The sequence below is a fragment of the Clostridium puniceum genome (assembly GCF_002006345.1).
In the GTDB taxonomy this organism is placed as follows: domain Bacteria; phylum Bacillota; class Clostridia; order Clostridiales; family Clostridiaceae; genus Clostridium; species Clostridium puniceum.
In genome coordinates this window covers 16,603-43,544 of sequence record NZ_LZZM01000192.1, presented here as the reverse complement: position 1 = coordinate 43,544, position 26,942 = coordinate 16,603, and the positions used below count along the sequence as shown (strand labels likewise).

Sequence of the window (26,942 nt, the reverse complement as noted above, 5' to 3'; positions counted from 1 at the left end):
ACGTTACCATTCACGCTAGTCACGATAGAGTTACCCCGAATGGATGGGGCAGTCTAACGACAATGTATTACGCGACTTCTTGTCGCACTTGAAAACCTCGATCGCTATGAAATAGTAGCTTTGCATTTGGATTAGATTTTATTAATATTTAATGTTATCCGACGGACGATATCCATAAATACCTTTAACTTCATTATAAATTTTAGAAATTTCATCTAAAATAGCAAGATTTTCTTTTTCTCTTGGATCTTTACTATAATTAAGCCACTTATAGTAGGACGAACGTGCAATATTTGCATATTTGCACAATTCAGAGATTGAATATCCAAGTTCATTTAATTCTTTTATGGCAAAATATCTATTTTTTTGTATTCTGTTTGATTTATCTACCCTCCTTTCTATCTCTTCCAATTTTTTTAGGAAATCATTCTCCATTTTTAAACGTATGTTTTCAGCTTCTAGAAGTTTTAATTGGGCTATATATCTTTCGGATTCATTTAAATCCTCAAGTGATTTATGTTTTCCTCGTCTATCGACTAGAGCGGAATAGCCATTTTCTTTGTACCTTTTACCCATCCATAAATTTGTTGATATGAAACATTATATTTACTTGAAGTTAATTTATAATCGTTAGCGTTAGCAATACAAAATGAAACAATTTCAACTCTTTCTTCATAAGTAGTTTTTCTTCCATTATTCATAATAGCAGCTCCTTTAGTATGATAAGATTCCAATATCTTATCACAATTATGCTGCTTTATCCATCGACGAAGAATACTATGTGATGAAATATTATAGCGGATACAAATTTCTCTCAAAGAACCTTGATTATTATGAAAATCAGTTATTGCTTGTCTTTTAATTTTAGAAGAATAACTTGCATTGCTATTTTCAGTTATTAATCCTTTGGATCCAAATAGTTTAAATTTACTTACCCAGTCTTGAATTGTACTATAGTTGATTTGTAATTCATATACTATCTGAGCCATACTTTTTACGCCTGTTAAGTATTCTTCAACAACTTGTACTTTAACTTCAGATATTACTTTTGATTTTCTAGGCAAAATAAAATACCCTCTTTATAGAAACAGTTTTATTATTTTAACTGTCTACTATAAAGGGAGCATATCATCGAAGCCATTTAATTTAATTTTATTTTCTACAAATAGTTTACATGAGATTATATATCATGTAAAATGATTGTATTAGATATTAAGATTCACTTTTAGTGATTTATATATTGAGGTGAAAAACTGGAGAGTAATGAATTAAGAATTTTCAGAGCTGTTGCTCAAACAGGCAGTATAACAAAGGCAGCGCAAGCCTTAGGTTATGTTCAATCTAATGTATCAGCTAGAATCCAACAATTGGAATATAATTTAAAAACACAATTATTTTATAGACAGCGTGGTATGATATTAACTCCTACAGGAGAAAAATTATTAGCTTATGCAGAAAAAATTATTTATTTACTAGATGAAGCCCATAAAGCTTTAAACGATTCTTGTGATCCTTTTGGGAACTTATCAATTGGTGCCGTTCATACAGTATCATCTATTCGTCTACCTGAAATTTTATCACAATACCATAGAGCTTATCCCAAAGTTGATCTCTCTCTTATAACAAGTCAATCAGATGAACTTATTTATAAAGTAAAACACTTCCAATTAGATGGTGCCTTTGTCAAAGCTCCTTCTCTTAGTGATAAAAATATTGTAAGTGAACTCGTATTTGAAGAAACTTTAGTACTCATATCTAATTCTAAATACACTAAGATGGAAGATTTATATTCCAAACCATTCTTAATGAGTACAACAGGGTGTCCTAATAGAACACAACTTGAAAACTGGCTTAAATCTAAAAGAATTTATAATATTAGATATATGGAATTTAATAGTTTGAATTCTATTATTGAAGGTGTTATGGCTGATCTAGGTGCGTCTTTTGTTCCTAAATCCACTATTGAAGATTATGAAGAAAAAGGACTTCTTAAATCCTTCTCAGTACCTGAGAAATATAACACTACAAGAACATTTTTTATAAGACAAAAAGATTCCTTAATGACTAACTCTCTTTCAAAATTTATAGAAATGATTGAATTAAATACATCCTATAAAAGGATTTAAAGTGCATTGTAAATTAAAAATTTGAACTGCTAATTTATACATAAAATTATCTAATATTTTAAGAATATCTTTATCCTTATTATTCACATATTCAAAACAATAATAGGTATTAATCTAAGATTAATACCTATTATTGTTTTATTTTTATCTTAAAGCAGCACCTGTACTATTTTTTACTTATTATATAAAAGCATCACTATTCTATTATTGGCAATTCAATAGATGATGAATTGATATTTCCTGTATACACGGTTTGATTTGCTATAAAAAAGTCTTTTTGCTTTGCCCAATTTCCTGCTGCATTAGTATGATTATTGTATGCCGGAAAGTTTGATGATGAGATGTCAACGCGTATTTTAGATCCCTTGCTAATGCACCAGCTTACAGGCCAGGCTTCAATTTCGACTTCTACTATTTCATTAGGAACATATTTAAGTGCATAATCCGTTTTATTTCTATAAACAAGACTACTGATTCCATCGCATATATTAAATGAACGCCCATTAGGAAGTATATTCATAATTTTAGCTGTAAAAGCTGTATCTTCTACATCTGTGCTGACTTTTAGCTTAACTTTTATGTTCCCAACAATTTTTTTGTCTTCTGAAAATTCTTCTGAGATAAACGTTAATACATCGTCCCTGTATCCTGGTTCTTCCTGTAATCTAGCTCCATGTTTAATATCACCATATCCTGGTGTAATCCATGCAAGCAATGCAGTACCTCCATTTGTAATAATATATTTATCTGGATTATATTTATATTCTATCTTTTCTTCATTGCATGGCTTATTTTCTGATAAAATTCCACCCTTATACTTTCCTTTTGACTTTTCAAAATACATTGTTTGTATTTCTGATTTTGGAGGCCAAGCTTCAAAGTTTTCCCATTGACCTTTTCCCACAATATATGCATCAATACTTCCAACTTTATGTTTATAAGGCTTTCCTTTTAACATGTAATCAAACCATTCCAGTCCTGCTTTCACCTTTAAAAATCCTATTGCTTCATTATTAGGATATTCTAATTCTCCCGGACTATTTCCCATATGATCCCAAGGACCAATTACTAGTCGGCTCTTACTTTTTACTTCTCCACTTAAATTCAGATATCCCTTCACCAATCCATCTAAGTGATGATCAAACCAACCATCAATCAAAAGCATTGGTACCTTAATTTTTGAAGGAATTTCTTTAAGCTCAGCCCATACTCCATTTGCCCAATATTCATTGGAACTCTCTACATTTGATACATATTCTCTATAAAAAGGAATTTTACTTCCAAATAGTTCTTTATCTGCATCAATATGAGGTCTCATATAAATACCTTTTTGATATAATTCTCCTGGAGAAGTGCTTGGATTTAATCCTGAATTACCATAAGCCCAAGATGTATAAATATCGTGCCTGAACATACCGTTCATATAAATCTGTTCATATCGTTCAGTTCCAAAGCAGTCTATAACCAAAGTTTTTACTTCACTTGGAAGTGAATCAGAAATCATCCATTGACAAAATGATAAATATGAGCTTCCAAACATACCTATATTTCCATCCTGCCATTTTTGCTTAACAAGCCAGTTAACAGTGTCTATACCATCACGTCTTTCATTAAAGAAAGGCTCCCATTTTCCTTCTGACTCTCCTGTTCCACGAGCTGATTGCATTACAAGTGCATATCCATGTTCAACAAAATGACTATATGCTGCGTAGTATAATAGTTCATTGTTAGGATATGGATTACGTATTAATATAGTTGGCCAAGGTCCATCACCACTTGGGAAATATACCTTAGTACTTAATGAAATTTCATCTCTCATTTTTACACTAAAATTTTCACATCCAGCAATTTCATGAGTTGCATCAGGTATTTCTTTGATAACTTTCTCATTAATTTCCTTTATAAATTTTTTTATATCCATAACATTACCACCTATCTATTAACATTTTAAAAATCTGTAAACTAATTATCTATATTATAGTGGGAAGACTTCAGCAGTAAACTCAATAATCGTTTATATTTTTTCTGCTTAAGTAACCTTAATATTAATATTAAATTCCTAACCCACCTGCTCATTTAAAATTTTAGATTGGCTTTTTTTCTTACTTGAAGTTGCAATTATAATTGTAATTAATGCTACCACAAAATATGCTGAATTTAATGAAAGTGGAATTCTATATGATTTTGTTGCATCAAAGAAGGCTCCTCCAATGTATACTGATGCTGCTGAAGCTAATGCTGCTAGTAAGCTCACTGTTGAAAAAATAGCACTGTATTCTTTTGTTCCAAATACTCTTTTAATATAAAATGGTAATGCTACAAGTACTAATGCTTGAGCTAATCCAATTACAAAACCTGATACCACCATTAATTGTTGATTTAATGCTAAGTTTAATCCTAGCCAGCCAATAAATCCAAGAGTTGCATATATGCAGGTTACAAGTTTTGATGACCATTTATCTAATAAGAATCCAATTATAAATTTACCAGTGGCTGCTCCAAGCATTATTCCTGATATAACTGTTGCCCCAACAGTTAATGGATATCCAAGATTAACAACGTGAGCTGATATGTGTTGTACAAGACCTGCAACCATTTGTAGTACAATAGCTGATATACAGAATAAATAAAATGCTAGTGTTCTATAAGCTTCTTTTGCAGTAAATCCACTTTGTTCTACCTGATCTTCTGATTTTACTTGTGATGCATCTATTCCGTATGCATATAACCCTTTATCAGATGGTTTGAATACCATTACAAATAGCGTAAATGGTAAAACAAGTACTAATGCTACAACTCCAATGAATATATAGGCATTTCTCCATCCATAATTTACAATAATGTTACTTACTATTGGATTAAATATAGTACCGCCTAAACCTGAAACTGCTGCTGCTATACCTAAAGCAAAGCCTAATTTCTTTTCAAACCAATTTCCAAGAAATATTGGTAATACTAAACTGACACAAAATGGTTGAACTGCTCCCATTACAATTCCTGCTGCATAGAACATATATAAGTTATTAAATGTTGAGCATGCTATTATCGCACCTGCAAATACTATAAAGCTTCCAGTTAATAAAAATTTCGCATTATATTTAGGGAACATTTTACCTGCAAAAGGCATTGTTATCATTTGTGTTATATTTTGAATCGTTAACATTAAAGCTATTTGCGTACGTGTAAATCCTAAATCATTACCTACAGGTGTAAAGAATAGTCCTTGTGTATTTAATATTAATCCTAGTCCTACAAATGACATTACGCAGCACCCTGCAAATATAAACCAAGAGTAATGCAATTTTGATTTTTCCATAATACTTCAAACTCCTTTTAATTTAGTTTTTCCTAATTTACTTTAAATTGAATATCAAAATTTATTCATAATGTAAAAATACTTACATTTGATAAATTTCTTGATACTCCACTCAAATTCACCTCATTAATTACTTTTTTATTTCAAAAAATTCTAAAGCTCGTTGTATGCATTTATCCCAGTAACCCCATTCATGATTTCCTGTACTTTCTTCATAATTAAGGTTTATTCCCAAGTCTTTAGCATACTCTTTAAATTCTAGATTCATTTTATATAAAAAGTCTTCTGTGCCACAGCTTTGATATAATCTAGGTAAATCTACTTTTTCTTTTACTGCTTTTTGCGCTAAATATCTTAAATCATTTTCTGAATCCTTAATTGCATCTAATGAACCAAAAATCTCTTGAAACTCTTTTTTTCTGTGTGGAACGTAATTTATCATATCATCCATACAAAGAGTTCCTGAAAAACTTGCTGCTGCATTAAACATCTCTGGATTTCTTAAAGCCATTTTAAAGCTTCCATATCCACCCATTGATAATCCTGCAATAAAATTATCTTCTCTTTTTTCAGATAGTGGGAAATGGGCTCTTACAAAATCAGGAACTTCCTCACTTATAAAGGTCCAGTACTTTCTTCCTTGAACCATATCTGTATAATAACTTAAATCAGCATCTGGCATTACTACTGCAATTTTATATTCCTTTGCATATCTTTCTATTGCTGTTTGTCTCATCCATGCAGAATAATCATCTGTCCCTCCGTGTAATAAATACAAAGTCGGATGTTTTATATTTCTATCTATCGGATAATATACTCTGCTATCACCTTCTGGCATTATCACACTTAACATTGTTGCTTTTCCTAATATTTTCGAAAAAAAACTTACTTGAAATAATGACATTTTAAATACCTCGCTCTCAATTAAATTTTGGGCACATGAAAATAAATAATAAGTTCAAAGTTATCATTAACAAATCATATTATTTCAGCTAACTGTTTAATTACAAAGTCAAACAGTTTTACTTGATATAATTAATCATTTTATCCAAATTATAATTCCATAACTTTTAAATCTTTTGATATTATTAAATTACTTTTTGTTGCCTTTTGTATTTCTTCTAATGTAACATCTGGAGCAATCTCTTTTAAGATTATCCCTTTTTCTCTATAAATATCCATAACTCCCATATCTGTTATAATAGTATTTACTTGTTTAGCTGCAGTTAATGGAAGGTTACACCTTTTAATTATTTTACATTGTCCATTTTTATTTAGATGTTCCATTGCCACAATGACTCTCTTAGCTCCGACTACTAAATCCATTGCTCCCCCCATACCAGAAACTTTTTTACCTGGAATCATCCAATTTGCTAAATTTCCTTCTTCATCAACTTCTAGAGCTCCAAGAACTGTTATATCTATATGCCCACCTCTTATTAAAGAAAAAGAATATGCACTGTCAAAAAATGAAGCTCCTTTTATTGTCGAAATGTGTTTTCCACCAGCATCTAAAACATTATCATCTCTATCTTCCTCATTAGGTACTGGTCCAAGTCCTAAAATACCATTTTCAGATTGTAAATGTACATTGAGCTCACTTGGAATATAATTAGCAACTAAAGTTGGTATTCCTATTCCAAGATTAACAACATCGCCATCTTTAAATTCCCTTGCAACTCTCCTAGCTATAATTTCTCTTTTATCCAAGTTTAGTCACCTACCCTTACAATTTTATCTATTAGTATTCCTGGTACATCAACATCATTGGGATCAATTTCACCTAATGGAACAATTTCCTCTACTTCTGCTATAACATGCTCTGCGGCCATTGGCATGATTGCATTAAAATTACGTGAAGATCCTCTGAATACTAGATTTCCATTTTCATCAGCCTTTGCTGCTTTTATCACTGCAACATGAGCCTTTAACGGTAATTCCAGTATGTATTCTTTTTTGTGTACAGTTATTTTTTGCTTTCCTTCCTCAACTATTGTCCCTACTCCAACTGGAGTTAGGAAACCTCCAAGGCCTGCTCCTCCAGCTCTGATTTTTTCTGCCAAAGTTCCCTGAGGTAAGAGTTCAACTTCAATTTCTCCAGTTATCAACCCTTTCCCGGTCTCAGGATTTGCACCAATATAAGATGCTATAACTTTTTTAACCTGCTTATTTTTTATTACATTATATAGTGAACATTCTGCAGTTCCTGTATCATTAGAAATTACAATAAGATTATTCACATTTCTCTTAGAAAGTTCTCTTATCAAAGTTTCAGGATGTCCTCCTTTAAGAAAACCTCCAACCATTAATACATTTCCACTTTCAATAATTTCAACTGCTTTTTGTGGTGTTGTTATTTTTGACATAATAACCTCCTCCAATTTTATTTATCTATCTCTATCTCTAGCAACAAAGAACTTAAGGATTTACCATGAGGATCTATTGATAAAGAACGAGTAACTCCTCCACCAAGTGCATTTTCCATAACAAAATTTAGTGCACCAAGGCTTTCTATTTCATATCTTGTTATTTTACCTTTTACAATATGTTCAAATTGTTTCTTTACTTTTTCTATAGTAACTTTCTCTTTAAGCTTGCGATAATTTTTTTCGTCATAAGCAATAACTGAAATAACTGAAATATTTCCCTTATCACCTGTCCTTGAATGAGCGATTTCTCTTAACTTCATCTTTATACCTCCTCATATTGAACAGATATTTTTATATCATTTGCTGGAATTAAAATTGATGCAATTGAAACTATTTCCCTGACATATTTTCTTGCACCACCACCACCAGCTGGTCCATTTGTATAAAGTGCTTCTACTTCATTTCCAATAACATTTGCATCTTCTTTAGTTAAAGTTCTAGCTGCAACTCTAAGTCTTACTTCATCATAGAAGTCTTTTTCTTTTAAACTAGAACCATATAAAGAATTCACGCCAATATAATCTATTCTTAATTCTTCAACCGGCAGCTTTATACATTCCAGTCTCTTTCTTATTATTTCTCCTGCAAGCTTTGCTCTTTCATAAGCACCAGTACCACCATAGCTTATTTCACCTTCACCAATAAAGCAATCCTTATAGCCTACACTTGTTTTATATAATCCAGTTGCTGCTTTTCCGCTTGCACCTTGTATTAAAACTTTATCTTTTTCAATTTGCCTAACCGTGACCTTTGAAAAGTCTGCAACTACATCTGGAGTAAAATAATTCTCAGGATCTTGGATTTCATATAATATTTGCTCTTTACAAGTGTTTACAGTAACTTCTCCACCAGCTTGTTCTAATTTTGAAATCACTATACCTCCTTCTTCATTTATTTCACCAATTGGAAAACCTAAATTCCATAAATCTTTTATTTCCTTATAAGGTGGATCTACAAAATATCCTCCCATTACTTGAGCAGCACATTCTAATAGATGTCCTGCCAAGGTACCTTTCCCTAACAAACCATTATCAGCAAAATTCCATTTAAATTCATATATGAGTGGTCCAAGCACCAAAGATGGATCAGCCACTCTTCCTGTCACTACAATATCTGCTCCCTTTTCCAAAGCTTCAACTATGCCTTTGCAGCCTATGTATGCATTTGCAGAAATAATATTTGTAATTGCTCCTAGTTTATCTCCTGTCTCAATTACAGTATTATCTAAATATTTTTCAATATTATTACTAATGTCATCACCTAATACTGCTGCTATTTTTAAATTGCTAATATTCATAGCTTTTGACATTTCTTTTATTACATTCATTGCTGAAATTGGATTAGCACTGCCCATGTTGGTGATAACTTTAATGTTTTTTTCCTTGATTAAAGGTAGAACTTTTTCCATTCTATATTCTAAAAGTTCATTGTAACCTTTAGTATTATCTGAAAGCTTTTGTAATTGCCCAAGAGCTATTGTTCTTTCTGCTAGACATTCAAATATAATGTAATCAAGATTTCCATGCTTAATTAAATCAACTGCAGGCTCAATTCTATCTCCCCCATATCCAGCTCCGCCGCCTATTCTAATACTTTTCATTGTTATTATCTCCTTTTTAAGTTTCTCAATCTTATTATTAAGCAATTATCGTGCCATCTTTTATTTTTATCTAAATTTACTTTTGAGCCCAGTTATATGACCAGTCTTCTTCAAATAATTTATAGAATAAAATTAGGGCCTACAAATAGATAATTCTAAAATTTTAGAATTATTTTTTTTAATAATCATGTAATTCATATTTAAATGTTTACATTGACTAGAGAATAGGTTGTTCTAAAAAATTAGAAATTAAATCATAAAATTCTAATTTTCTAGAACAATCTATTTGTGAAGTCCAAATTATATAATAACAATCTATGAAAGCAAAAATTCACAAAGAAAAATAGATAAATTATTATTAACTATAACTTTTCATTTAATTGCTTTAAAAATATAAATATGCTAAGAATTCAATCTTATATAATTACATTGATAAGTTCTCAATAAATATATATATTTTTTAACTCAATAAAAAATATTCTAAAAAATTAGAATATAATTCTTTTATTTCTAATTTTTTAGAATGTGTAACTCACTCTTTATTCAAGATTTTATTATATAAAGAAGCAAGAGAAATTCCTAACGCCTTAGCTGCTTTTTTCTTTCCTTCTAATGTATTTCCATAAATCTCTATGACCTTATTTATTTCTTTTTCTTCAAATTCTTTTACTGCATCTTTTAATGGTTTTGTATTTACTACACTTTCTTTTATCCCTTCTATTTGAAGTTTTTTAGGCAGGTGTTCTACTCTTATTATTGCTTCATCAGTCATCATAACTCCAAATTCAATTGTATTTTTTAATTCTCTAACATTTCCTTCCCATTTATAGTTATAAAGAATATTTAAAACTTCTTCTGAAATTCCGACTCTTTTATCAAACTTATGCTCCGATTCTTTAAAAAAATAATTAATAAGTGGTTTAATGTCCCCTTTTCTTTCTCTCAAAGGAACTGTATCTATTGTAAAAACTGCTATTCTATAATATAAATCTGCTCTAAATTCTTTATTCGCTATCATATTTTCAAGACTTCTATTTGTCGCAGCAATAATTCTAACATCTATAGGTATTTCATTAACAGCACCAATAGGTCTTATTATATTTTCTTGAAGTACTCTAAGCAGCCTTGCTTGAAGATTGTAATCCATTTCTGAAATTTCATCTAAAAAAATAGTTCCCCCTTCTGCTTTTTGAAACAATCCTATTTTTCCTCCTTTTTTAGCTCCAGTAAAGGCACCTTCCTCATATCCAAACAGCTCGCTTTCCAAAAAATTAGCTTCGAAAGTCGCACAATTGACCGCTATAAATGGTTCATCCCTCCTATTACTTTCATTATGTATAGCTTGAGCCAATAGTTCCTTTCCAGTTCCACTCTCCCCTGTAATAAGTATATTTACTTTCTTCTCAGCTATTCTTCTTCCAAAATCCTTTAATCCTTTTGTTTTTGGATCATCCCCAATAATACAGTCAAAAGTATATTTTGCCTTATTATTTGCTTTTATCTTCTTCTTCAAATCTTTTATAATCTTTTTAGAATTATTTAATTCCTCCATTAACTTATAAATATCATTTATTTCATTTAATATGGATATGCCTGCTACTACTTCTCCATTTTCAAAAACAGGAACCATATTTACAAAGTACTCTATTTCATTAACCTTTCTTTTTATTCCTAAGAGTTTCTTCCCATTACTTATGACCTCTGGCAGTCTACTTCCTACTCTTACCTCTCCTATTTCTCTGCCTATAATATCCTTTGCTTTTACCTTTGTTATTCTTGTGTATGCTGGATTTACATATACAACCTTATTATCCTTATCCGCAATTAGTACTCCATCATGTAAAGAATCAAAAATCGAACTATTTAATTCTCCAAATTTCATATGGCATTTCTCCTTGTACTTTTTAATAAATAATTCTTTCAATTTATTATTTTTCTATTAGTTATCTATCGTCTAATTAACTTTTATATTTATAAATTTATATAATTCCAATACTTATCTTATTATATACTAATCATATCTAAATTTATAAATAGTTAAATAAATTTTCTTCAATTTCTTGACTTCCTGCAAATATATCTATACATAAAATGTATTAATGAATTTTTATATCAATAGATTAACCTCTCTATTCTTGGAACTCCATTTAAAATATGTTATTATTATTAAAAGACTTTTTATTAATGTAGAGTGAATTAAAATCAACTTTAAAATCACAGGAGATTTGTATGAAAAAACTTACTTTTGTAATGGAAAATTATTTAGAAGCTATCTATGAGTTATCAGAAGAAGGCAGAGGAGTTAAAATGACTCGTATAGCAGAAAAGCTTGGAGTAACTAAAGCCAGCACTAATAGCGCTATTGTAACTTTAGCTGAAAAGGGACTTGTAACTAATGAAAAATATAAGGAAATATTTTTAACTCCTTTAGGCTTAGAAATAGCTAGATTTACGTCTAAAAAGCATCACATTATTAAAGATTTCTTTATAAAAATTCTAAACATCGATAATTCTATTGCAGATGAAGACGCTTGTGCTATAGAACATGTTATTAGTTCAGATTCTCTGTATGCTATGCAAAAATTTCTTTTGGAACATGAGAATAAATAAAAAAATCAACGACTCAAAATTTCTTTGGAAATTTTAAGTCGTTAATTTTTTTACTTTTAAGATACCTGACTTCTATAGAGCATAGCATAAGTTCCTCCAGAACGAATCAGCTCGTCATGGGTTCCCGTTTCTTTAATGACTGTTCCTTCTAGAACTACAATTTTATCTGCATTACGGATAGTTGATAATCTATGGGCAATTACTATAGTCGTACGATCTTTTGAAATTTCATCTAATGCAGCTTGAATTTCTTTCTCTGTTTTTGTATCAAGAGCTGACGTGGCTTCATCTAAAATAAGAATAGGTGAATTTCTAAGAATTGCTCTAGCTATGGAAATTCTCTGTTTCTGTCCTCCAGAAAGACGTACCCCACGCTCACCTATTATGGTATCATAACCATTTTCTAAATTTTCAATAAACTCATGAGCATTAGCTGCTTTTGAGGCCTCAAGAACCTGTTCCTTAGTAGCTTCTTTCCAGCCGTAAATAATATTTTCATAAATTGTTCCGTTAAATAAAAAGGTGTCCTGCAAAACCATGCTTATATTATCCCTAAGACTCTTTAAAGTTACATCTTTAATATCTATTCCATCGATTAAAATGCTTCCATTCTGAGGATCATAAAAGCGATTTAAAAGGCTAGCTATTGTGGTTTTACCAACTCCAGTTGCTCCAACAAAAGCTACAGTTTCTCCCAAATTTACTTTTAAATTTATATTTTTCAAAACGTTTATCTCATCATTATAGGAGAAAGAAATTCCCTTAAATTCAACTTCTCCTTTAACCCTAGTTATTTTCTTTGCATTAACTTTTTCTTTAACATCTGGAACTTCATCCATAACCTCAAAGACACGCCTACACCCTGCAATTGCATTGCCTGACATTTCCATAAGCCTTGAAAAGCTCTTTATAGGTCCATAAAACATACCAAGATACATAGAAAATCCTACAATATCTCCAATATTAACTTCTCCTCTTGAAACCATAAATCCGCCAAATATTATAACTATAACAGAACCTAGAGCTGTGAAAAATGCAAGAAGCGGAAAAGTGGTTTCAAAAAAGAAGCTTGCCCTTAAGTATACTTTACTATGTTTCATAGAAAGGTTCTTAATCCTTTTTTCTTCTCTTTCCTGTTGATTGAATATCTGTATTTCTTTAATTCCAGAAAAATTATCTTGAACAATACCAGAAAGTTCTCCTCTAACCATAGAATTCTGCTTCCATATAGGAGACAGATACTTACTCTGCCAAAGAGTAATCATAATAAGAAAAGGAATAGTAACAAGACTTATAAAAGCTAACTTTACATTAATAGAAAATAATAATATGCCCACACCTACGAAAGTCAATATATTAACAACAAAATCAGGAATTACGTGAGCTAAAAGAATCTCTACCTCCATAACATCATTAATAACTCTGCTAGTTAAATCTCCTGTACGACTTTTATTAAAATACCTAAGTCCCATATGTTGAAGCTTAGAGTAAAGTTCTGTTCTCATATCTGCAACATAATGCAGAGCTGCATGATGATTTAAATATCCTGAAATAGAGCTTCCAGCTGATTGAAGTATAGTTGCAACTAAAAGCATCAATCCTATTCGTAAAGATTGAGCTCCAAAATCAGAGCTTCCTTCTGTTGCTATACTTGTAAGCTCTCTTAAGGCCCAGGGATTATAAAATCCTGCTATAGTAGAAATAATAACAGCTATTAATGCTAATATTAAATAAATCCAATATTTTCTGGCTCCTATAAAAATACGTAAGGTAGTTCTCATATACCTACTGCCTCCTTTTCTTCCAATTGCACATCCTCATTTTCATCTATAATATCATAGGTAATGCATACTGGACGATTGCTCTTAGGCTCAATAACAACATCAGCATTGATATTGAAGGTTTTTCTAAGAACCTCTGGAGTCATAACTTCCTCAGGAGTTCCATGTTTTATGATATCTCCTTTTTGAATAGCAATAATATAGTCAGAAAATCTTGCAGCAAGATTTAAATCATGAAGTACCATAACAATAGTACACTTTTGATTACGGTTAAGCTCATATAAAAGCTTTAAAACCTCTAATTGGTGAGCAAGGTCAAGATAAGTAGTAGGTTCATCTAATAAAATTAAATCAGTTTGCTGTGCTAGAGCCATAGCAATCCAAACTCTCTGTCTTTGCCCTCCTGATAAAGTATCAACTTCTCTTTTCTCAAATTCACTTAACTTAGTTGCAGCTAAAGCCCATTTAACAATTCTTTTATCTTCTTCCGTGAGATTTCCAAAACCTTTTTGATGTGGGAAACGTCCATATGCAACTAACTCACTTACAGTAAGTCCACTTGGTGCAGTAGGAGTTTGAGGAAGTATGGCCATCTTTTTAGCTATTTCTTTTGTAGGTAATTTACTTATATCTTGTCCACTTAGATGTACTATACCCTTCTTAGGCTTTAATATACGTCCAATAGCTTTCAAGATAGTTGATTTACCGCAGCCATTTGCTCCTATGATAGAAGTTATCTTTCCCTTTGGTATCTGCATATTTAATTCTTTTACAATGAGAGTATCCTCATAAGCTATATCTAAATTTTTAGTTTCAATACTTTTCATACAAACCTCCTTAATTTGATTTTACTAATAGGTATAAGAAGTAAGGTGTACTTAATACAGTAATAACAATTCCTGTAGGAACATCGGTTCCAAGACTTATAGTTCTAGTAATAGTGTCTGATAATAGAATAATTATTGAACCTACTAAAGATGCTGTAGGAATCAATAGCTTATGATTTGAGCCTACAAACTTCCTTGCCATATGTGGAGAAATCATTCCAACAAAAAAGAAGTTTCCACCTAAAGCTACACTACCTGATGATAGAGCAACAGCTGCTACAGCTAAACCTATGAATTCACTCTTTACTGCTACTCCTAAGCCTGTTGCCGTCTGATTACCAAGGTTTAAAGTATTTAAAATACGAGATTTATAAAATACATATAAAAACAGAATCAATACCCAAGGTGCAAGAATAGAAATATACGTCCAATTGTCTCCCCAAAGGCTTCCTGCACTCCATCTTTGAACAAAATCCATCTGGTTTTCATCTAGCTTTAAAGTAAGCATCATAGTAACAGCACTATATCCACTTCCAACAGCTACCCCTGTCAAAATTAATCCTGTAGGTGATATATTTTTTCCTCTTCTATATGAAAGTAAAAATATCAACACAGCTGCTGTCATTCCTCCTACAAAAGCTAGAAGTGGTAGAGCAATAGCTGAAGGTACACTATCTACCTTAAAAATAACTATAAACAATAATACAAATAATCCTGATCCAGAGCTTATTCCCAAAGTTCCAGGACTAGCCATATCATTGCGAAGTAAACTCTGCATTACACATCCAGCCGCTCCCATACCAATACCTACAAGCATAGTTAATACAATACGAGGAAGACGAAAATCATATACTATAAAATTTTGTTTAGCTGTACCTTTTCCCATAAGAACATTAAAAACTTCCGAAGGAGAGAGATTCATTTTACCTGAGTTCACACTTATTACTGCCACAACTAACAGAACAATGGTAAGTACAAAAACAATAGTTAGACCATGTGAAACTGAATAATCCTTTTTCTTCATTCAAATTCCCTCCTTTGCACCCTTGTAAGATAAAGAAAATACGGAACACCTATTACAGCAAAAATAATTCCAATCGGAGTTTCATAAGGCTTATTAATAAGCCTTCCAACTAAATCTGCTGTCACAGTAATCAAAGCTCCATATAATCCCGAAGCTGGAATAATGTATCTATAATCTACCCCTATAAGGTAGCGGACAATGTGAGGTACTATTAATCCTACAAAACCAACAGGTCCAACAACAATTACAGAAAGCCCTGTAAGTATTAAAACAACTACAGTAGAAATCCCTTTAACCTTCTTAGTATTAAGTCCAAGACCTATAGCTGCATCATCTCCAAGATTTAAAACCGTAATTGAAGGAGATATAAAAAGAGCTACAATAATACCTAAAATAAAGAATGGGAAAACTATAGCAAGTTCACTCCATTTAGCACCGGCTGTTCCTCCAGCAGTCCAATAAGCTAAAGCATATCCGAGTCTATATTTAATAGAAAGATATTGGCTAAAAGCACCAAATAACATTGATATAGAGATACCCGCTAAGACAAGCCTCTGTGGTTTCATCTCTCCTCGACCAATGGATGCAATAAAATAAGTCATACCTGTAGTAACAGCTGCACCAATGCAAGCAAAAAGCATCATCTGCCCGTAACTTCCACCAGGTAAAAACGCCATACAAAAAGCTATAGCAAAAGTAGCACCGCTACTTATACCCATAAGCCCAGAATCAGCAAGAGGATTTCTTGTAGTTCCCTGCATTATAGCACCACATATGGCAAGGCTTGACCCAACAATTATATTAGCTGCTATACGAGGAAGTCGGAGAGTTTGAATAATCTGGTGTTCAGTTAAAGAAGAGTCAAAATTAAAAATGGCTCCCCAAGCCGTAGACAAATTCATATCAGCAGCTCCAAAAGAAATTGACGCCGCTGACATAATCACCAGCAAAACCACCCCTGCAATCATATAGATTGTAAAATTCAAAGCTCCTAATTGTCGCTTTTTATTATAGGTATCTTGCATATTTATTTTCCTTTCTTAATTAAAATTATTTAGCTAATGAATTTATTGCATTAACCATATAGTCAAGTTGTTCAGTAAGACTTGTAATATCAGAATAATAGAAAAGACCTAAGTAATTTCCTGGTATTTCTACAACTCTACCTGCTGCAACCGCAGGAATGCTCTTCCAAATATCTGTTTTTGCATACTCAGATTCTTTACCTTCTTGCTTAAACCATAATATATAGTCTCCAAAATACTCATGAGCCACTTCATAACTTATAGACCCACGACCTTCTCCGGATTTCTCCATAAGTTCTTTAAGCTTGTCTGGATATTTAAGTCCAAGATAGTCATATACTAAAGTTCCACCTCTAGAACCTGTCTCATAATATATACCACTCCATTCTCCAGAAGGACCCCAATCTTCCATAATGCTGAAAGTTTTTCCTGCAAACGTATCACCTTTAAGAGTTTTCTTCGCAGCATCAAGCTTTTCTTCAAATTTCTTAACAGCTTCTTCTGCTTCAATAGTACGTCCCGTAGCTTCTCCAATGAACTTTATTCTATCAATAGAACTTTGAGATTCTGGAATAACAATAACTGGAGCTATTTTGCTGAATTTATCAAAGTCTGCCTCATCATATGTAATTATAAGGTCTGGTTCTAAAGCCATAACCTCTTCTTGCTCCCACTTTTCTATTTTTGTTGTAGCCTTAAGTTCATTATAAAAAGGCATAGTTTCTTGTTCCCAAGCATTATATCCAACAAGATCTAATCCTAAAGTAATAACCTCGCCAACATACCAGTTTGCAACCACGCGCTTAGGTTTATCAGGAACTTTAATATCCCCTTTTACAGTAGTTACAGTGCGAACAGTTGCTTCTTCTTTCTCTGCATTTTTAGATGAAGAGCAACCAGATAAAATTGATGTAGCAATAAATATTGCACAAAATAATGACAAGAATTTTTTCATTTTATATCTCTCCCTTATAAATATCTTATATTAGTCCCACAACGCCAGCACCTGCATTATAAATGTAAGACTAGTCTAACTTTAAAAATCGTAGCATTTATAAATTCTCCTGTCAATCGCTTAAGAATCTTATTTTAAGAAGTCATTTTCTATTAAAATTATGTTGATTTATTGTTTTGTAAGAGCTAATTGAAAATGCTTCTCTTCGTTACGGATTGTAATTTAAATAAAATGGATTATATTTTTATTGAAAATCTTTCTCAAATAATGCTATAATTTTATTACTTTAAATCAACTAAAAGAGAGGTAGAAAGTTTTATGGATGAATATAAAGATTCTTCTTGGAATGCTTTAGCAGATAAATATAATCTTACTAAAAGACACTATGGGCAAGGGCAAATTTATGATTTTCCACCTCATTGGTCAAATGGATGGATTGCAGAAGTAAATCCTGCTAAAGGATTATTTGTTTCAAGTGCTTGGCTTACTCCAAGTGAACAGATAGTACATACAATAAATTCTAGCAAGCCCTTTATGATGCTTTTTTGTATTGACTGCGGAGAAATAGTCTATTCACAACAAGGAAAGAAGAGACAAGCTTTATCCCCTATCACTCATCTAATTATTAATCCTCAAAAACAATTTACCTTTACTTTCTCTAAAGACGTACATTATTGTTTTACCAGTGTTTTAATTTTTGATGACTTTATAAAACCTTTTCTCAAAGATAGCACCAATGCGCCTAAAATCAGTGTTGAGCATGCGAAGCTTTGGAAAACACAACATTACAATACTCCTGATATAATGCTTATTTTGGAACAAATTAGATGGGCTATACGAAATACAGACATGCCTTTACTTGCTTTTGAGGGTATGACCTTGCATCTATTATCTGCAATAACTAGAAATTTCCCTGATATACCTAAAAGAAGAAGTAGCCGCCGTCACTACGTTACTTGGGAAAATGAGCAAAAGATTTATCAAGTCAAAAGTAAAATTGATGAGGATATTTTAAATCCTCCAGCTACAATTGAACTATGCAGAATAGCTGGAATGAGCGAAAGCAAGCTTCGTGAATCTTTTAAAAACCACTATGGAATTCCCCTTTATAAATATATTCGCATAGAAACCATGAAAAAAGCCATGCAGTTCTTATCTGCTGACCATTTAAGTATTCGTAACATATCTGAACTATGCGGTTATAAAAATCCAGCAAAATTTGCTGCTGCCTTTAAAGACATACATGGAATTACTCCTAGTGATTTTAGAAAATCTTTCAACCTATAAATAAAAAAAATTTAAGATACTTACCTGACATAAGTATCTTAAATTTCTTACTAACTCTCTAGTAATTTATCCATAAGATAGTCTAATTGTACATTAGATGAATAAATATCTATATCATAAAATAAATTAAAATCAATTGGTATAACATGTCCTTCTTTAACTGCTGGAAGTGACTGCCAAATCGAATTATCAGCCAATTCCTCAAGATTCTCATTTCCTACTCCACTAAACATTATATAATCTCCAGCATAATCATTAATCTTTTCAAAGGAAATCTGTCTATGTTGATCTTTACCAATAATTTCATTTTGTATAACATCTGGTGCTTTAAATCCTAATTGGCTATAAATTAAGTCGCCTCCACGTCCCCATTTATCGCCATATGTCCAAATTCCAGTTTTTAATTTGCCTTCAAAAATACTAATTGTCTTGACCCTTATTCCTTTAGAATCCAATTCTTTCTTTGAATTGTCTACTTTTTCTTTAAAATCAGACAATAGCTTTTTTGCCTCTTCCTGTTTATTTAAAACCTCACCTAAAAATGTTAATCTCTCCTCCATACTAATAGTAGTAAAAGGAATATACACTGTAGGAGCAATCTTAGAAAGTTCATTAATATTTTCTTCACTTACAGTAATGATTAGATCTGGATTATATTGCATTAGCTCTTCTGGTTCATACTTTTCCCAAACTGGTAAATCCTCTACCTCTTTTTCATAAGCCCTACCTTTTGCATCATAGGTAGCTACTGGTTTAACTCCTAAAGCTAAAATATCACCAATTCCATAACTCATAAGAACTCTTTTAGGATTAGCCGGAACCTCCACCTCTCCTCTTACAGTACTTACAGTACGAACATCCTCTTCTTTAGTAGTATCCTTAGCTGAAGAACAGCCAGCTAAAATTAAAGTAGTCATAAATATTGTACAAAATAATGACAATAATTTTTTCATTTTATATCTCTCCCTTATAAATATCTTATTTTTAATCTGAATAGCACCTGTGCTTGAGCTATACAAAAATGTAAGACTAGTCTAACTTTTAAAAGCGTAGCATTTATATTTTCCTCTGTCAATTGGCAAGGAAGCTCCTTCCCCAAAGTTACTTTTTCTTAAAATAAGGGATATTTATTGTCTTATAATAGTTAAGTGAAAATTCTTCTCTTTATTATGGAGTATAACTTAATTAAAATGGATTGCATTTTATTTTCTTGGAGAAAATTTTTCAATTATAGGGGGGGTCAGTATTTGGTATTTTATTAGATTTAGTAATTACACTTTTTCCGCGTAATAATTCTTTTGATGCTGGAATTAAATTTACATCAAAAAAAATATTAGAGTATGCAATCATTTTACTTGGCTTTGAAATGAACTTTTTCCAAATATTCAAAGTAGGAAGTGAATCATTATTAATTATAGTTTCAACAATTTCAACTTCACTAATCGTTTCATATTTATTAATTAAATTAATGAAAATTCCTTCAAATGTATCAATATTAGTTGGTATAGGATCTTCTATATGCGATGGATCAGCAGATGCTGCCACTGCATCAGTCATCGATGCTAATGATGAGGATATTGCAAAATCAATCTCTGTTATTTTCTTATTTAACGTAATTGCTGCATTTTTATTTCCAATCTTGGGTAATCTATTAGGCTTTAATGATATAGGCTTTGGAATGTGGGCAGGAACAGCTATAAACGATACCTCTTCAGTAGTTGCTGCTGGACAAACATAGGCTAGTACTCACGGAAGTGATGTAGCACTAAATTATACTACAATTGTTAAGCTTACACGAACTCTTGCTATAATTCCAATTACATTGGTACTTGCTTTATATCGTTCTAAAAAACATTCATCAACTACACTTAACTTATCAAAAATATTTTCATGGTTCACTTTATTCTTTTTGTTAGCTGCTGTTATAAGCACAGTATTTAACATAGATGCGAGTGTTACCAAACCTCTAACTGAAGCAGGTAAATTCTTTATTACAATGGCCATGGGAGCAATTGGTTTAAATACTCATATTGTTAAACTTATTAAAACTGGTGGAAAGCCAATTATTATGGAACTTTGCTGCTGGCCAAGTATTACATTAGTAAGTCTTCTTATACAACATATCTTACATATCTGGTAACATGAAAAATCAAATTCTCTTGCATTAATAAGAAATCTGATTTAAGTTAGTTTAGCGAATGATATATTACACTGTAACGATTTTAACGTAAATTTTAAGAAATCAAACAACTCAAAAAATTTGTAATATATGCTATAATATTCATAAAGACTTATTAAGATTTGGAGGTTTTTACTTTGGGCAGACCTAAAAACACACAAAATAGAGACTTAATAGCCAAAACAGCATTTAACCTCTTTTTAAATAAAGGATATAATAAAACATCATATAAAGATATTGCTGACAATAGCGCCAATGAGCGAACTTTAATTCAATATTACTTTCCTAAGAAAGAACTTTTAATTGTTGACTTTCTTAATAAACTTTTATCGTTTTCTGAACAACATATCATAGAAAAATCTCTAAAAAGTGATAATAATTTTGTTAATTTATATATAATTGGCCAAATTCATTTTTCTTTTTTACTTATGAATGATGAAATGAAGACACTTACCCTTGATATAGTTTCAAGCAGGGCAATCACTAAAGAAATTGTATTTTTTAATGAAAATTGGGTATTTTCATTTTTTAATATGTCCGTTGAACTTAATAAAGAACTATCAGATGATATAGTTATGATTATGGGAGGTGCATATGAGCTTATATACAGATACATAAGTAAAGGACAGTCACTTAATGTGCCTCATTTACTAAAAAAAATCATGATTAGCTTTTTAACTTCTATGGGTTATGAAAAGAATGTATCTGGCGAGCTTTTATCCAGTTATGCATTAAGCGAAGAAACTTTATGCGAAGCGAATTCTTATTTAAAGACAGCACTATTAAAATGAATCATGGAATTAAATTAATATAATATTTGCCACTTGGAAGATAATTCTTTCAAGTGGCATTTTTAAATTAAAATAAATGTTTATTTATAAAATAGGTCTTTTACTTCCTACAGGTTGTTTTTTCGGAAATTTTAATAAAACTATCAAATACCTAATAGAACATATTAATGAGACAATGCCCAATGTGTAATACCATGGTTGATTAAACACTGGAGCTACAGTAGTCCACATACCTATACCAGGAGGTGAGAAAGTAAAAATAGTCCCGCCAATAATAAATAACGCTAAGATAATTGATCCACCTGCCCTGCTTTTACGCTCTTCTGTGAGGAATTGAGGTGCTAAAGCTACAGTAACATTAGTTGACATCATAAGTCCAAGACACATAATATCGCCTATAGCAAGACGAATTGTGTAAAATAGTACAAAACCAAGGATGTACCCAATTATACCTCTAATCCAAGCTGATTTTTCACTGATTTTTCCATCAGTATTATATTTGCCCCAAATTTCATTACGCTCATATTTTACTGCCATGTAAAGACTAAATATTTCAATAAAAACAAATACAACGCATCCAGCCCATAAGACTTTAAAAATCCAAAAGTCTATTGTATAGAACCACATTCCAAACAGTGTAACAAATGTTAAATCATGTCCAAAATACCACGCATGCTGCCAAAAATAAAAAGGTGCTTTTTTTTCACGAATTACTAAAGCCATACTAGTGAAATATTGAGCAAAACCGAAACCGTAAACTAAAAATGCAAGAATTGCAAACGCCCAAGGATCTTTATTTACAACACTCATAACTTGTTCAATTGTATACATTACATTCCCTCCATTTAATTATTCAATCATATTTAATTAATATAAGGTAATTACCAAATTACTCTTTTTTCATTATCTTTCTCTTTTACTGGAAATTTCAAAAGCATTAGCACATTTCTAAGTGCATAGGCAGATACAACCACACCTGTAATATAGAACCATGGCTGGTCAAAGTATTTTGCAGCTGTAGTCCACATACCATAGCCTGGTGGCAAAAATGTGTTAACTGTACCAATAAATATTACAATTGCAAGTCCAATAGAACTTCCCTTACGGCTTTTTCGTTCATTCCACAAATATCCTGGTGCAACTGCTATAAGAATATTTGTAAATGCAAACCACTTAAACATAACTTCATCATTCATGAATACTCTGAATAAATTCACTACTACAGCCATTAAAGCCACTTGACCAATAATTCTTAATATAGCCTGTCTTACTGTAACTGGAGAATCATATAACTTTCCCCATATTTCCTGTCTTTCAACTTTAACAGCCATATACAAATTAAAAAGTTCAAAACAATTCCAAATAAGTAAAGCTACAGATGCGGTTATAAAGAACCAAAACCAATTATTATTCTTTGCTAACATAAAGAATACAATTGATGCTGTGAAATCATGGGCTAGATAAAATGTGTGCATCCAAACTGGATAAGGTGCACTCTTTTCTTTAATAACTAACCTAAAACTATAAATATATTCCACATAGCCAATAAAAAATGTAAATGCTGATATGATTATTAGATTTGTGTTGTTTGTGTATGAATTTATAATTTCATTGATCATTATTTTTGCACTCCTTAAAATAGAATTCTATAATACACTATACATGTATAGTATATTACTTTGAAAAATAAATCAATACATTTTTTTCAAAAAGATCTACTTTAATGTTAATACCATCTAAAATTACAATTATAACTATGTAAGTACCACAATATTCTTAGTACAACAAACGTTCATCATCATTATATAAACAATTAAGGCTTGTTAGTCTATTAAATAAAAGATGCTAAATTCTTTAAAATATTTGCTTATAAAATTATATTATCTTATAAGATTATAGATATAAAATCTTTCTATAACTCTATGCAAACTAAAATAAACCCGCAAAAATTAACTGCCCTCTGTCTACTTGACAGGGGCAGTTCACATTGGCAACACACAACCTTTGTATTTTTACTTGTAATATTTATTTTAATATAACATTCAATCTATATTTTCTTATTCTTAAATGAACTCTTAAATATTATATTTATTTTAAAATCATAAATAATATTGTTACACTACTTTGATGAATATAGTGGATTTGCAACTCTAACAATACCAGCATACTCACCTTTTAAGTACTCAAAAGCATCTAATACTTTCTCTGGAACATCAACGTGAGCAATATATTCTGCTCCATTTGGCCCATATCCACTTTCATTATCATATAATCGTGGTATTTCACCCATAAGTAGTGAAATATATCTGTCAATATCCCACAATCCTAATATATTATTTTTCTCAAATGTTAACTTATCTTCTTGAACTATAACTTTAGTCTTATATGATGCATAGTTTATTATATTAATATTGGAATCATATTTTCTAAATCCTGCTTCCATTCTATACTGCATAGTTGCATCTTGAATAATAATGATATTTTCAGCTTTAACATTATTTTCTTGTAATAAATTAAGTGCATATGTAACATTATTACCACAATTAGTAGAATTTCTTTCTATATAATAATCTCTAATATTATATTTTAATTCTATATATTCTCTCATAATATCTGCTTCCATCTTATTTTTTGTTTGAATTTTAGGACATTTTTCTTTTATTCTTTTTCTTAAGCTCTCAGTAGTATGTCCTTCTCCTCCAACAAGCATAAGCTTTTTAGCTACACCATTTAACATCGCCTTTCCAGCTACATTACAGCCTTCTAATATACTTCCTCCAAACAGTATTAAGACATCAACATTTGATATATTATAATTTTTTCTCAACTCTTCCTTTGATAATTCTTTCATATCCCTTTTTCCACAAAATTCTGCTAATAAATTAATTTTTTCTGCTATAACCTGTAAATTCATTTATTTTTCACCCTTCTAATATATTGTATTTACTCTAAGTTATTTCTATTAGATTCTATTACTTTTTTATACCACTAAAATGATTTCTTTCTGCTTCTAACTAATGCTCCATTACCCTCATTATCTTTATCTACATAAATAAATCCATATCTCTTCTTCATTTCTCCAGTACCAGCACTCACTAAATCAATACCTCCCTATTCGCTTGCCTTTAAATAAGGATCTTTTACAGTCTTTGATCCATTTCCTCCAATTTCATTTTTTAATAATTTAGGATCTACACTGGCAACACTACTTGAATAATATGAGAAGGCAAAATAAATTTCATGATCATTTTCTGTTAGTTTATCATAATTTTCATTTACTAATTCATCTATTTACATATTGTTTTAATATAAAATATCTCAATTTTATATATTATATCCTAAACATATATACCTTTTAATATTTTATTTATAATTATAAAATAAAAAAACACGAAAATCCAAACTTTAGATTTTCGTGGGTTTCATGGTGGAGGTGATGCGTGCCCTTTAAAATCCACCAAATTAATGATTTTCATCTTTCAACGACCTAGTTATATATAAAAAATATTTTTTACATATAAAATAGTGTCTTTAATATAGAATCATCTATACCATAAAACTCTTCTCAAAGTTCTATTTTTATATTTATGAGGACTTTAGATAATTATAAATTTTCACCATTTGAAGCAATTACTTTCTTAAACCAATGAAAACTTGCTTTTTTATACCTTTTTAAGTCTCTTAAGTCTTTTTCGTCTCTATTTACAAATATAAATCCATATCTTTTCTTCATTTCACCTTGAGAACTTAGAATATCAGTAGATCCCCACATCAAATAACCAATAACATCTACTCCTTCTTCCATAGCTAACTTCATTTGTTCAATATGCTTCCTTAAATAGTCAATTCTATACTCATCAATTACTGTATTATTTTCATCTAATTCCTCTCTAACACCAATTCCATTTTCAACTACAAAAATAGGCATTTTATAACGTGCATACAAATCTTTCAAAATTATTCTTAAACCTATTGGATCAATAGCCCACCCCCATTCATTTGCTTTTAAATTCGGATTTTGGACAATTCCTGGAAGTAGAGACTTATCCTCTTCACTGGCTCTTACTGTATTACTTTGATAATAACTGAAAGCTAAATAATCTACAGTATTTTCTTTTAATAATTCATCATCATCAGCTTCAAATACTGGCATGATGCCTTTTTTATCTAGAACACTTTTAATATATGATGGATATTCACCTTGTGTAAAAATATCATAATAAAAGTCAAGAAAGACTTCTTTTATTTTCTGACTTGCTAATATATCTTCTGGCTCACAAGTTAAAGGATATGATGGTGTATGAGCTAACATTCCCCCCATTTTCCCATCTGGTATTATTTCATGTAATAATTTTGTAGCTTTAGCATGTGCTACAAAAACATTATGGCACAATTGATACGTAAACTTTTCTAAGTCTTCGCCTTCTAGTAGTTTTGCTCCCCATAAGCGTGGTTCTGGGAATACTAAATTTTGTTCATTAAATGTTATCCAATATTTAACTTTATCTTTATAACGTTCAAATACAACTTTTGAATATTTTTCAAACAAATCAACTACTTTTCTTGAAGCAAAGCCGTTATATTTCTCCGCTATAGCAAGTGGCATATCAAAATGATACAGTGTAATCACTGGTTCTATACCATTTTTTATTAATTCATCAAATAAATCATCATAAAACTTTAATCCTTCTTCATTAACTTCTCCCTCTCCATTTGGGAAAACTCTTGTCCACGCTATACTTGTTCGGTAAGAATTAAATCCTAGCTCTTTAAACAAAGCTATATCTTCTTTATATTTATGATAAAAATCAACTGCTACTTTCCAATCTGAAAAGTTCTCTTTTACAGATCTATTATCAACTATAGAAACGCCTTTTCCTTCCTCGTTATATGCCCCCTCACTTTGAAATGATGTTACAGCTCCTCCCCATAAAAAACCTTCTGGAATTATATTTTTATCCTTACTATTCATTATTTTTGCTCCTTTTTATA

The 26,942-nt window shown here is 30.9% G+C and carries 24 protein-coding genes and 1 pseudogene; 5 read left to right on the top strand and 20 right to left on the bottom strand.

What is annotated here, in order from left to right; translation table 11 throughout:
* Positions 1 to 141 precede the first annotated feature (141 nt).
* Entirely contained in the window at positions 142 to 576 is a 435-nt protein-coding gene (locus CLPUN_RS27225; RefSeq protein ID WP_143329083.1) for a hypothetical protein, read from the bottom strand.
* Positions 537 to 1,064: a helix-turn-helix domain-containing protein gene (locus CLPUN_RS18135; RefSeq protein ID WP_077848650.1), complete on the bottom strand. Its 528-nt coding sequence runs from the start codon at positions 1,062 to 1,064 to the stop codon at positions 537 to 539. The genes CLPUN_RS27225 and CLPUN_RS18135 overlap by 40 nt, the downstream gene beginning before the upstream one ends.
* A 189-nt stretch (positions 1,065 to 1,253) precedes the next feature.
* Here CLPUN_RS18135 and CLPUN_RS18130 point away from each other — a divergent pair, with 189 nt between their 5' ends.
* A complete protein-coding gene (locus tag CLPUN_RS18130) occupies positions 1,254 to 2,126 on the top strand; it encodes a LysR family transcriptional regulator (protein ID WP_077848649.1) in 873 nt (290 codons plus the stop codon).
* 196 nt (positions 2,127 to 2,322) lie between these two features.
* Here the strand turns inward: CLPUN_RS18130 and CLPUN_RS18125 are convergent, their stop codons facing one another.
* From CLPUN_RS18125 to CLPUN_RS18090, 8 genes are all read right to left on the bottom strand, one after another.
* A complete protein-coding gene (locus tag CLPUN_RS18125; RefSeq protein ID WP_077848648.1) occupies positions 2,323 to 4,047 on the bottom strand; it encodes a CocE/NonD family hydrolase in 1,725 nt (574 codons plus the stop codon).
* Positions 4,048 to 4,185: 138 nt separating this feature from the next.
* Positions 4,186 to 5,442, bottom strand: a complete 1,257-nt coding sequence (locus tag CLPUN_RS18120; RefSeq protein ID WP_077848647.1) for an MFS transporter — start codon at positions 5,440 to 5,442, stop codon at positions 4,186 to 4,188.
* A 130-nt stretch (positions 5,443 to 5,572) separates the two neighbouring features.
* Positions 5,573 to 6,346 carry an alpha/beta hydrolase gene (locus CLPUN_RS18115; protein ID WP_077848646.1) on the bottom strand — a complete coding sequence of 258 codons (774 nt, stop codon included), beginning with the start codon at positions 6,344 to 6,346 and terminating at the stop codon, positions 5,573 to 5,575.
* Between the two features lie 149 nt (positions 6,347 to 6,495).
* Entirely contained in the window at positions 6,496 to 7,152 is a 657-nt protein-coding gene (locus CLPUN_RS18110; RefSeq protein ID WP_077848645.1) for a 3-oxoacid CoA-transferase subunit B, read from the bottom strand.
* A 2-nt stretch (positions 7,153 to 7,154) separates the two neighbouring features.
* Positions 7,155 to 7,808, bottom strand: a complete 654-nt coding sequence (locus tag CLPUN_RS18105) for a CoA transferase subunit A (protein ID WP_077848644.1) — start codon at positions 7,806 to 7,808, stop codon at positions 7,155 to 7,157.
* A gap of 17 nt (positions 7,809 to 7,825) precedes the next feature.
* Positions 7,826 to 8,131 (bottom strand): AtuA-related protein, encoded by a 306-nt coding sequence (locus CLPUN_RS18100; protein WP_077848643.1) that lies wholly within the window; start codon positions 8,129 to 8,131, stop codon positions 7,826 to 7,828.
* A 2-nt stretch (positions 8,132 to 8,133) separates the two neighbouring features.
* Positions 8,134 to 9,471 (bottom strand): acyclic terpene utilization AtuA family protein, encoded by a 1,338-nt coding sequence (locus CLPUN_RS18095; protein WP_077848642.1) that lies wholly within the window; start codon positions 9,469 to 9,471, stop codon positions 8,134 to 8,136.
* A 532-nt stretch (positions 9,472 to 10,003) separates the two neighbouring features.
* A complete protein-coding gene (locus CLPUN_RS18090; protein WP_077848641.1) occupies positions 10,004 to 11,353 on the bottom strand; it encodes a sigma-54 interaction domain-containing protein in 1,350 nt (449 codons plus the stop codon).
* Between the two features lie 347 nt (positions 11,354 to 11,700).
* Between CLPUN_RS18090 and CLPUN_RS18085 the strand changes: the two genes are divergently transcribed.
* Positions 11,701 to 12,081 (top strand): metal-dependent transcriptional regulator, encoded by a 381-nt coding sequence (locus tag CLPUN_RS18085; RefSeq protein WP_077848640.1) that lies wholly within the window; start codon positions 11,701 to 11,703, stop codon positions 12,079 to 12,081.
* A 56-nt stretch (positions 12,082 to 12,137) separates the two neighbouring features.
* Here the strand turns inward: CLPUN_RS18085 and CLPUN_RS18080 are convergent, their stop codons facing one another.
* From CLPUN_RS18080 to CLPUN_RS18060, 5 genes are read right to left on the bottom strand one after another with little or no spacing between them, the layout of a single operon-like run.
* Positions 12,138 to 13,862, bottom strand: a complete 1,725-nt coding sequence (locus CLPUN_RS18080) for an ABC transporter ATP-binding protein (RefSeq protein WP_077848639.1) — start codon at positions 13,860 to 13,862, stop codon at positions 12,138 to 12,140.
* Positions 13,859 to 14,689: an ABC transporter ATP-binding protein gene (locus CLPUN_RS18075; protein WP_077848638.1), complete on the bottom strand. Its 831-nt coding sequence runs from the start codon at positions 14,687 to 14,689 to the stop codon at positions 13,859 to 13,861. The genes CLPUN_RS18080 and CLPUN_RS18075 overlap by 4 nt, the downstream gene beginning before the upstream one ends.
* Before the next feature lie 10 nt (positions 14,690 to 14,699).
* Entirely contained in the window at positions 14,700 to 15,713 is a 1,014-nt protein-coding gene (locus CLPUN_RS18070; protein WP_077848637.1) for a FecCD family ABC transporter permease, read from the bottom strand.
* Positions 15,710 to 16,738, bottom strand: a complete 1,029-nt coding sequence (locus CLPUN_RS18065) for a FecCD family ABC transporter permease (protein WP_077848636.1) — start codon at positions 16,736 to 16,738, stop codon at positions 15,710 to 15,712. The genes CLPUN_RS18070 and CLPUN_RS18065 overlap by 4 nt, the downstream gene beginning before the upstream one ends.
* Positions 16,739 to 16,763: 25 nt before the next feature.
* Complete coding sequence (locus CLPUN_RS18060; protein WP_077848635.1) at positions 16,764 to 17,693, bottom strand: ABC transporter substrate-binding protein; 930 nt, start codon at positions 17,691 to 17,693, stop codon at positions 16,764 to 16,766.
* Positions 17,694 to 18,011: 318 nt separating this feature from the next.
* On the opposite strand from CLPUN_RS18060, the gene CLPUN_RS18055 reads away from it, so the two are divergent.
* Entirely contained in the window at positions 18,012 to 18,980 is a 969-nt protein-coding gene (locus CLPUN_RS18055) for a helix-turn-helix domain-containing protein (RefSeq protein WP_077848634.1), read from the top strand.
* Between the two features lie 50 nt (positions 18,981 to 19,030).
* Here CLPUN_RS18055 and CLPUN_RS18050 read toward each other — a convergent pair whose 3' ends face one another.
* Positions 19,031 to 19,933: an ABC transporter substrate-binding protein gene (locus CLPUN_RS18050; protein WP_077848633.1), complete on the bottom strand. Its 903-nt coding sequence runs from the start codon at positions 19,931 to 19,933 to the stop codon at positions 19,031 to 19,033.
* Positions 19,934 to 20,232: 299 nt separating this feature from the next.
* On the opposite strand from CLPUN_RS18050, the pseudogene CLPUN_RS29690 reads away from it, so the two are divergent.
* Positions 20,233 to 21,120: pseudogene (locus CLPUN_RS29690) on the top strand (YeiH family protein).
* A gap of 176 nt (positions 21,121 to 21,296) precedes the next feature.
* Positions 21,297 to 21,950 (top strand): TetR/AcrR family transcriptional regulator, encoded by a 654-nt coding sequence (locus CLPUN_RS18040; protein ID WP_158078799.1) that lies wholly within the window; start codon positions 21,297 to 21,299, stop codon positions 21,948 to 21,950.
* 84 nt (positions 21,951 to 22,034) lie between these two features.
* On the opposite strand, the gene CLPUN_RS18035 is transcribed toward CLPUN_RS18040, so the two are convergent.
* The 4 genes from CLPUN_RS18035 to CLPUN_RS18020 form a co-directional block, all read right to left on the bottom strand.
* Positions 22,035 to 22,781, bottom strand: a complete 747-nt coding sequence (locus CLPUN_RS18035; RefSeq protein ID WP_077848631.1) for a hypothetical protein — start codon at positions 22,779 to 22,781, stop codon at positions 22,035 to 22,037.
* Positions 22,782 to 22,831: 50 nt separating this feature from the next.
* Positions 22,832 to 23,569 (bottom strand): hypothetical protein, encoded by a 738-nt coding sequence (locus tag CLPUN_RS18030; protein ID WP_077848630.1) that lies wholly within the window; start codon positions 23,567 to 23,569, stop codon positions 22,832 to 22,834.
* Positions 23,570 to 24,069: 500 nt separating this feature from the next.
* The gene (locus CLPUN_RS18025; protein WP_077848629.1) at positions 24,070 to 24,864 is read right to left on the bottom strand and encodes a YdcF family protein; all 795 of its coding nucleotides are present in this window, start codon (positions 24,862 to 24,864) and stop codon (positions 24,070 to 24,072) included.
* Between the two features lie 690 nt (positions 24,865 to 25,554).
* The gene (locus tag CLPUN_RS18020; RefSeq protein ID WP_077848628.1) at positions 25,555 to 26,922 is read right to left on the bottom strand and encodes a glycoside hydrolase family 1 protein; all 1,368 of its coding nucleotides are present in this window, start codon (positions 26,920 to 26,922) and stop codon (positions 25,555 to 25,557) included.
* Between the last annotated feature and the right edge of the window lie 20 nt (positions 26,923 to 26,942).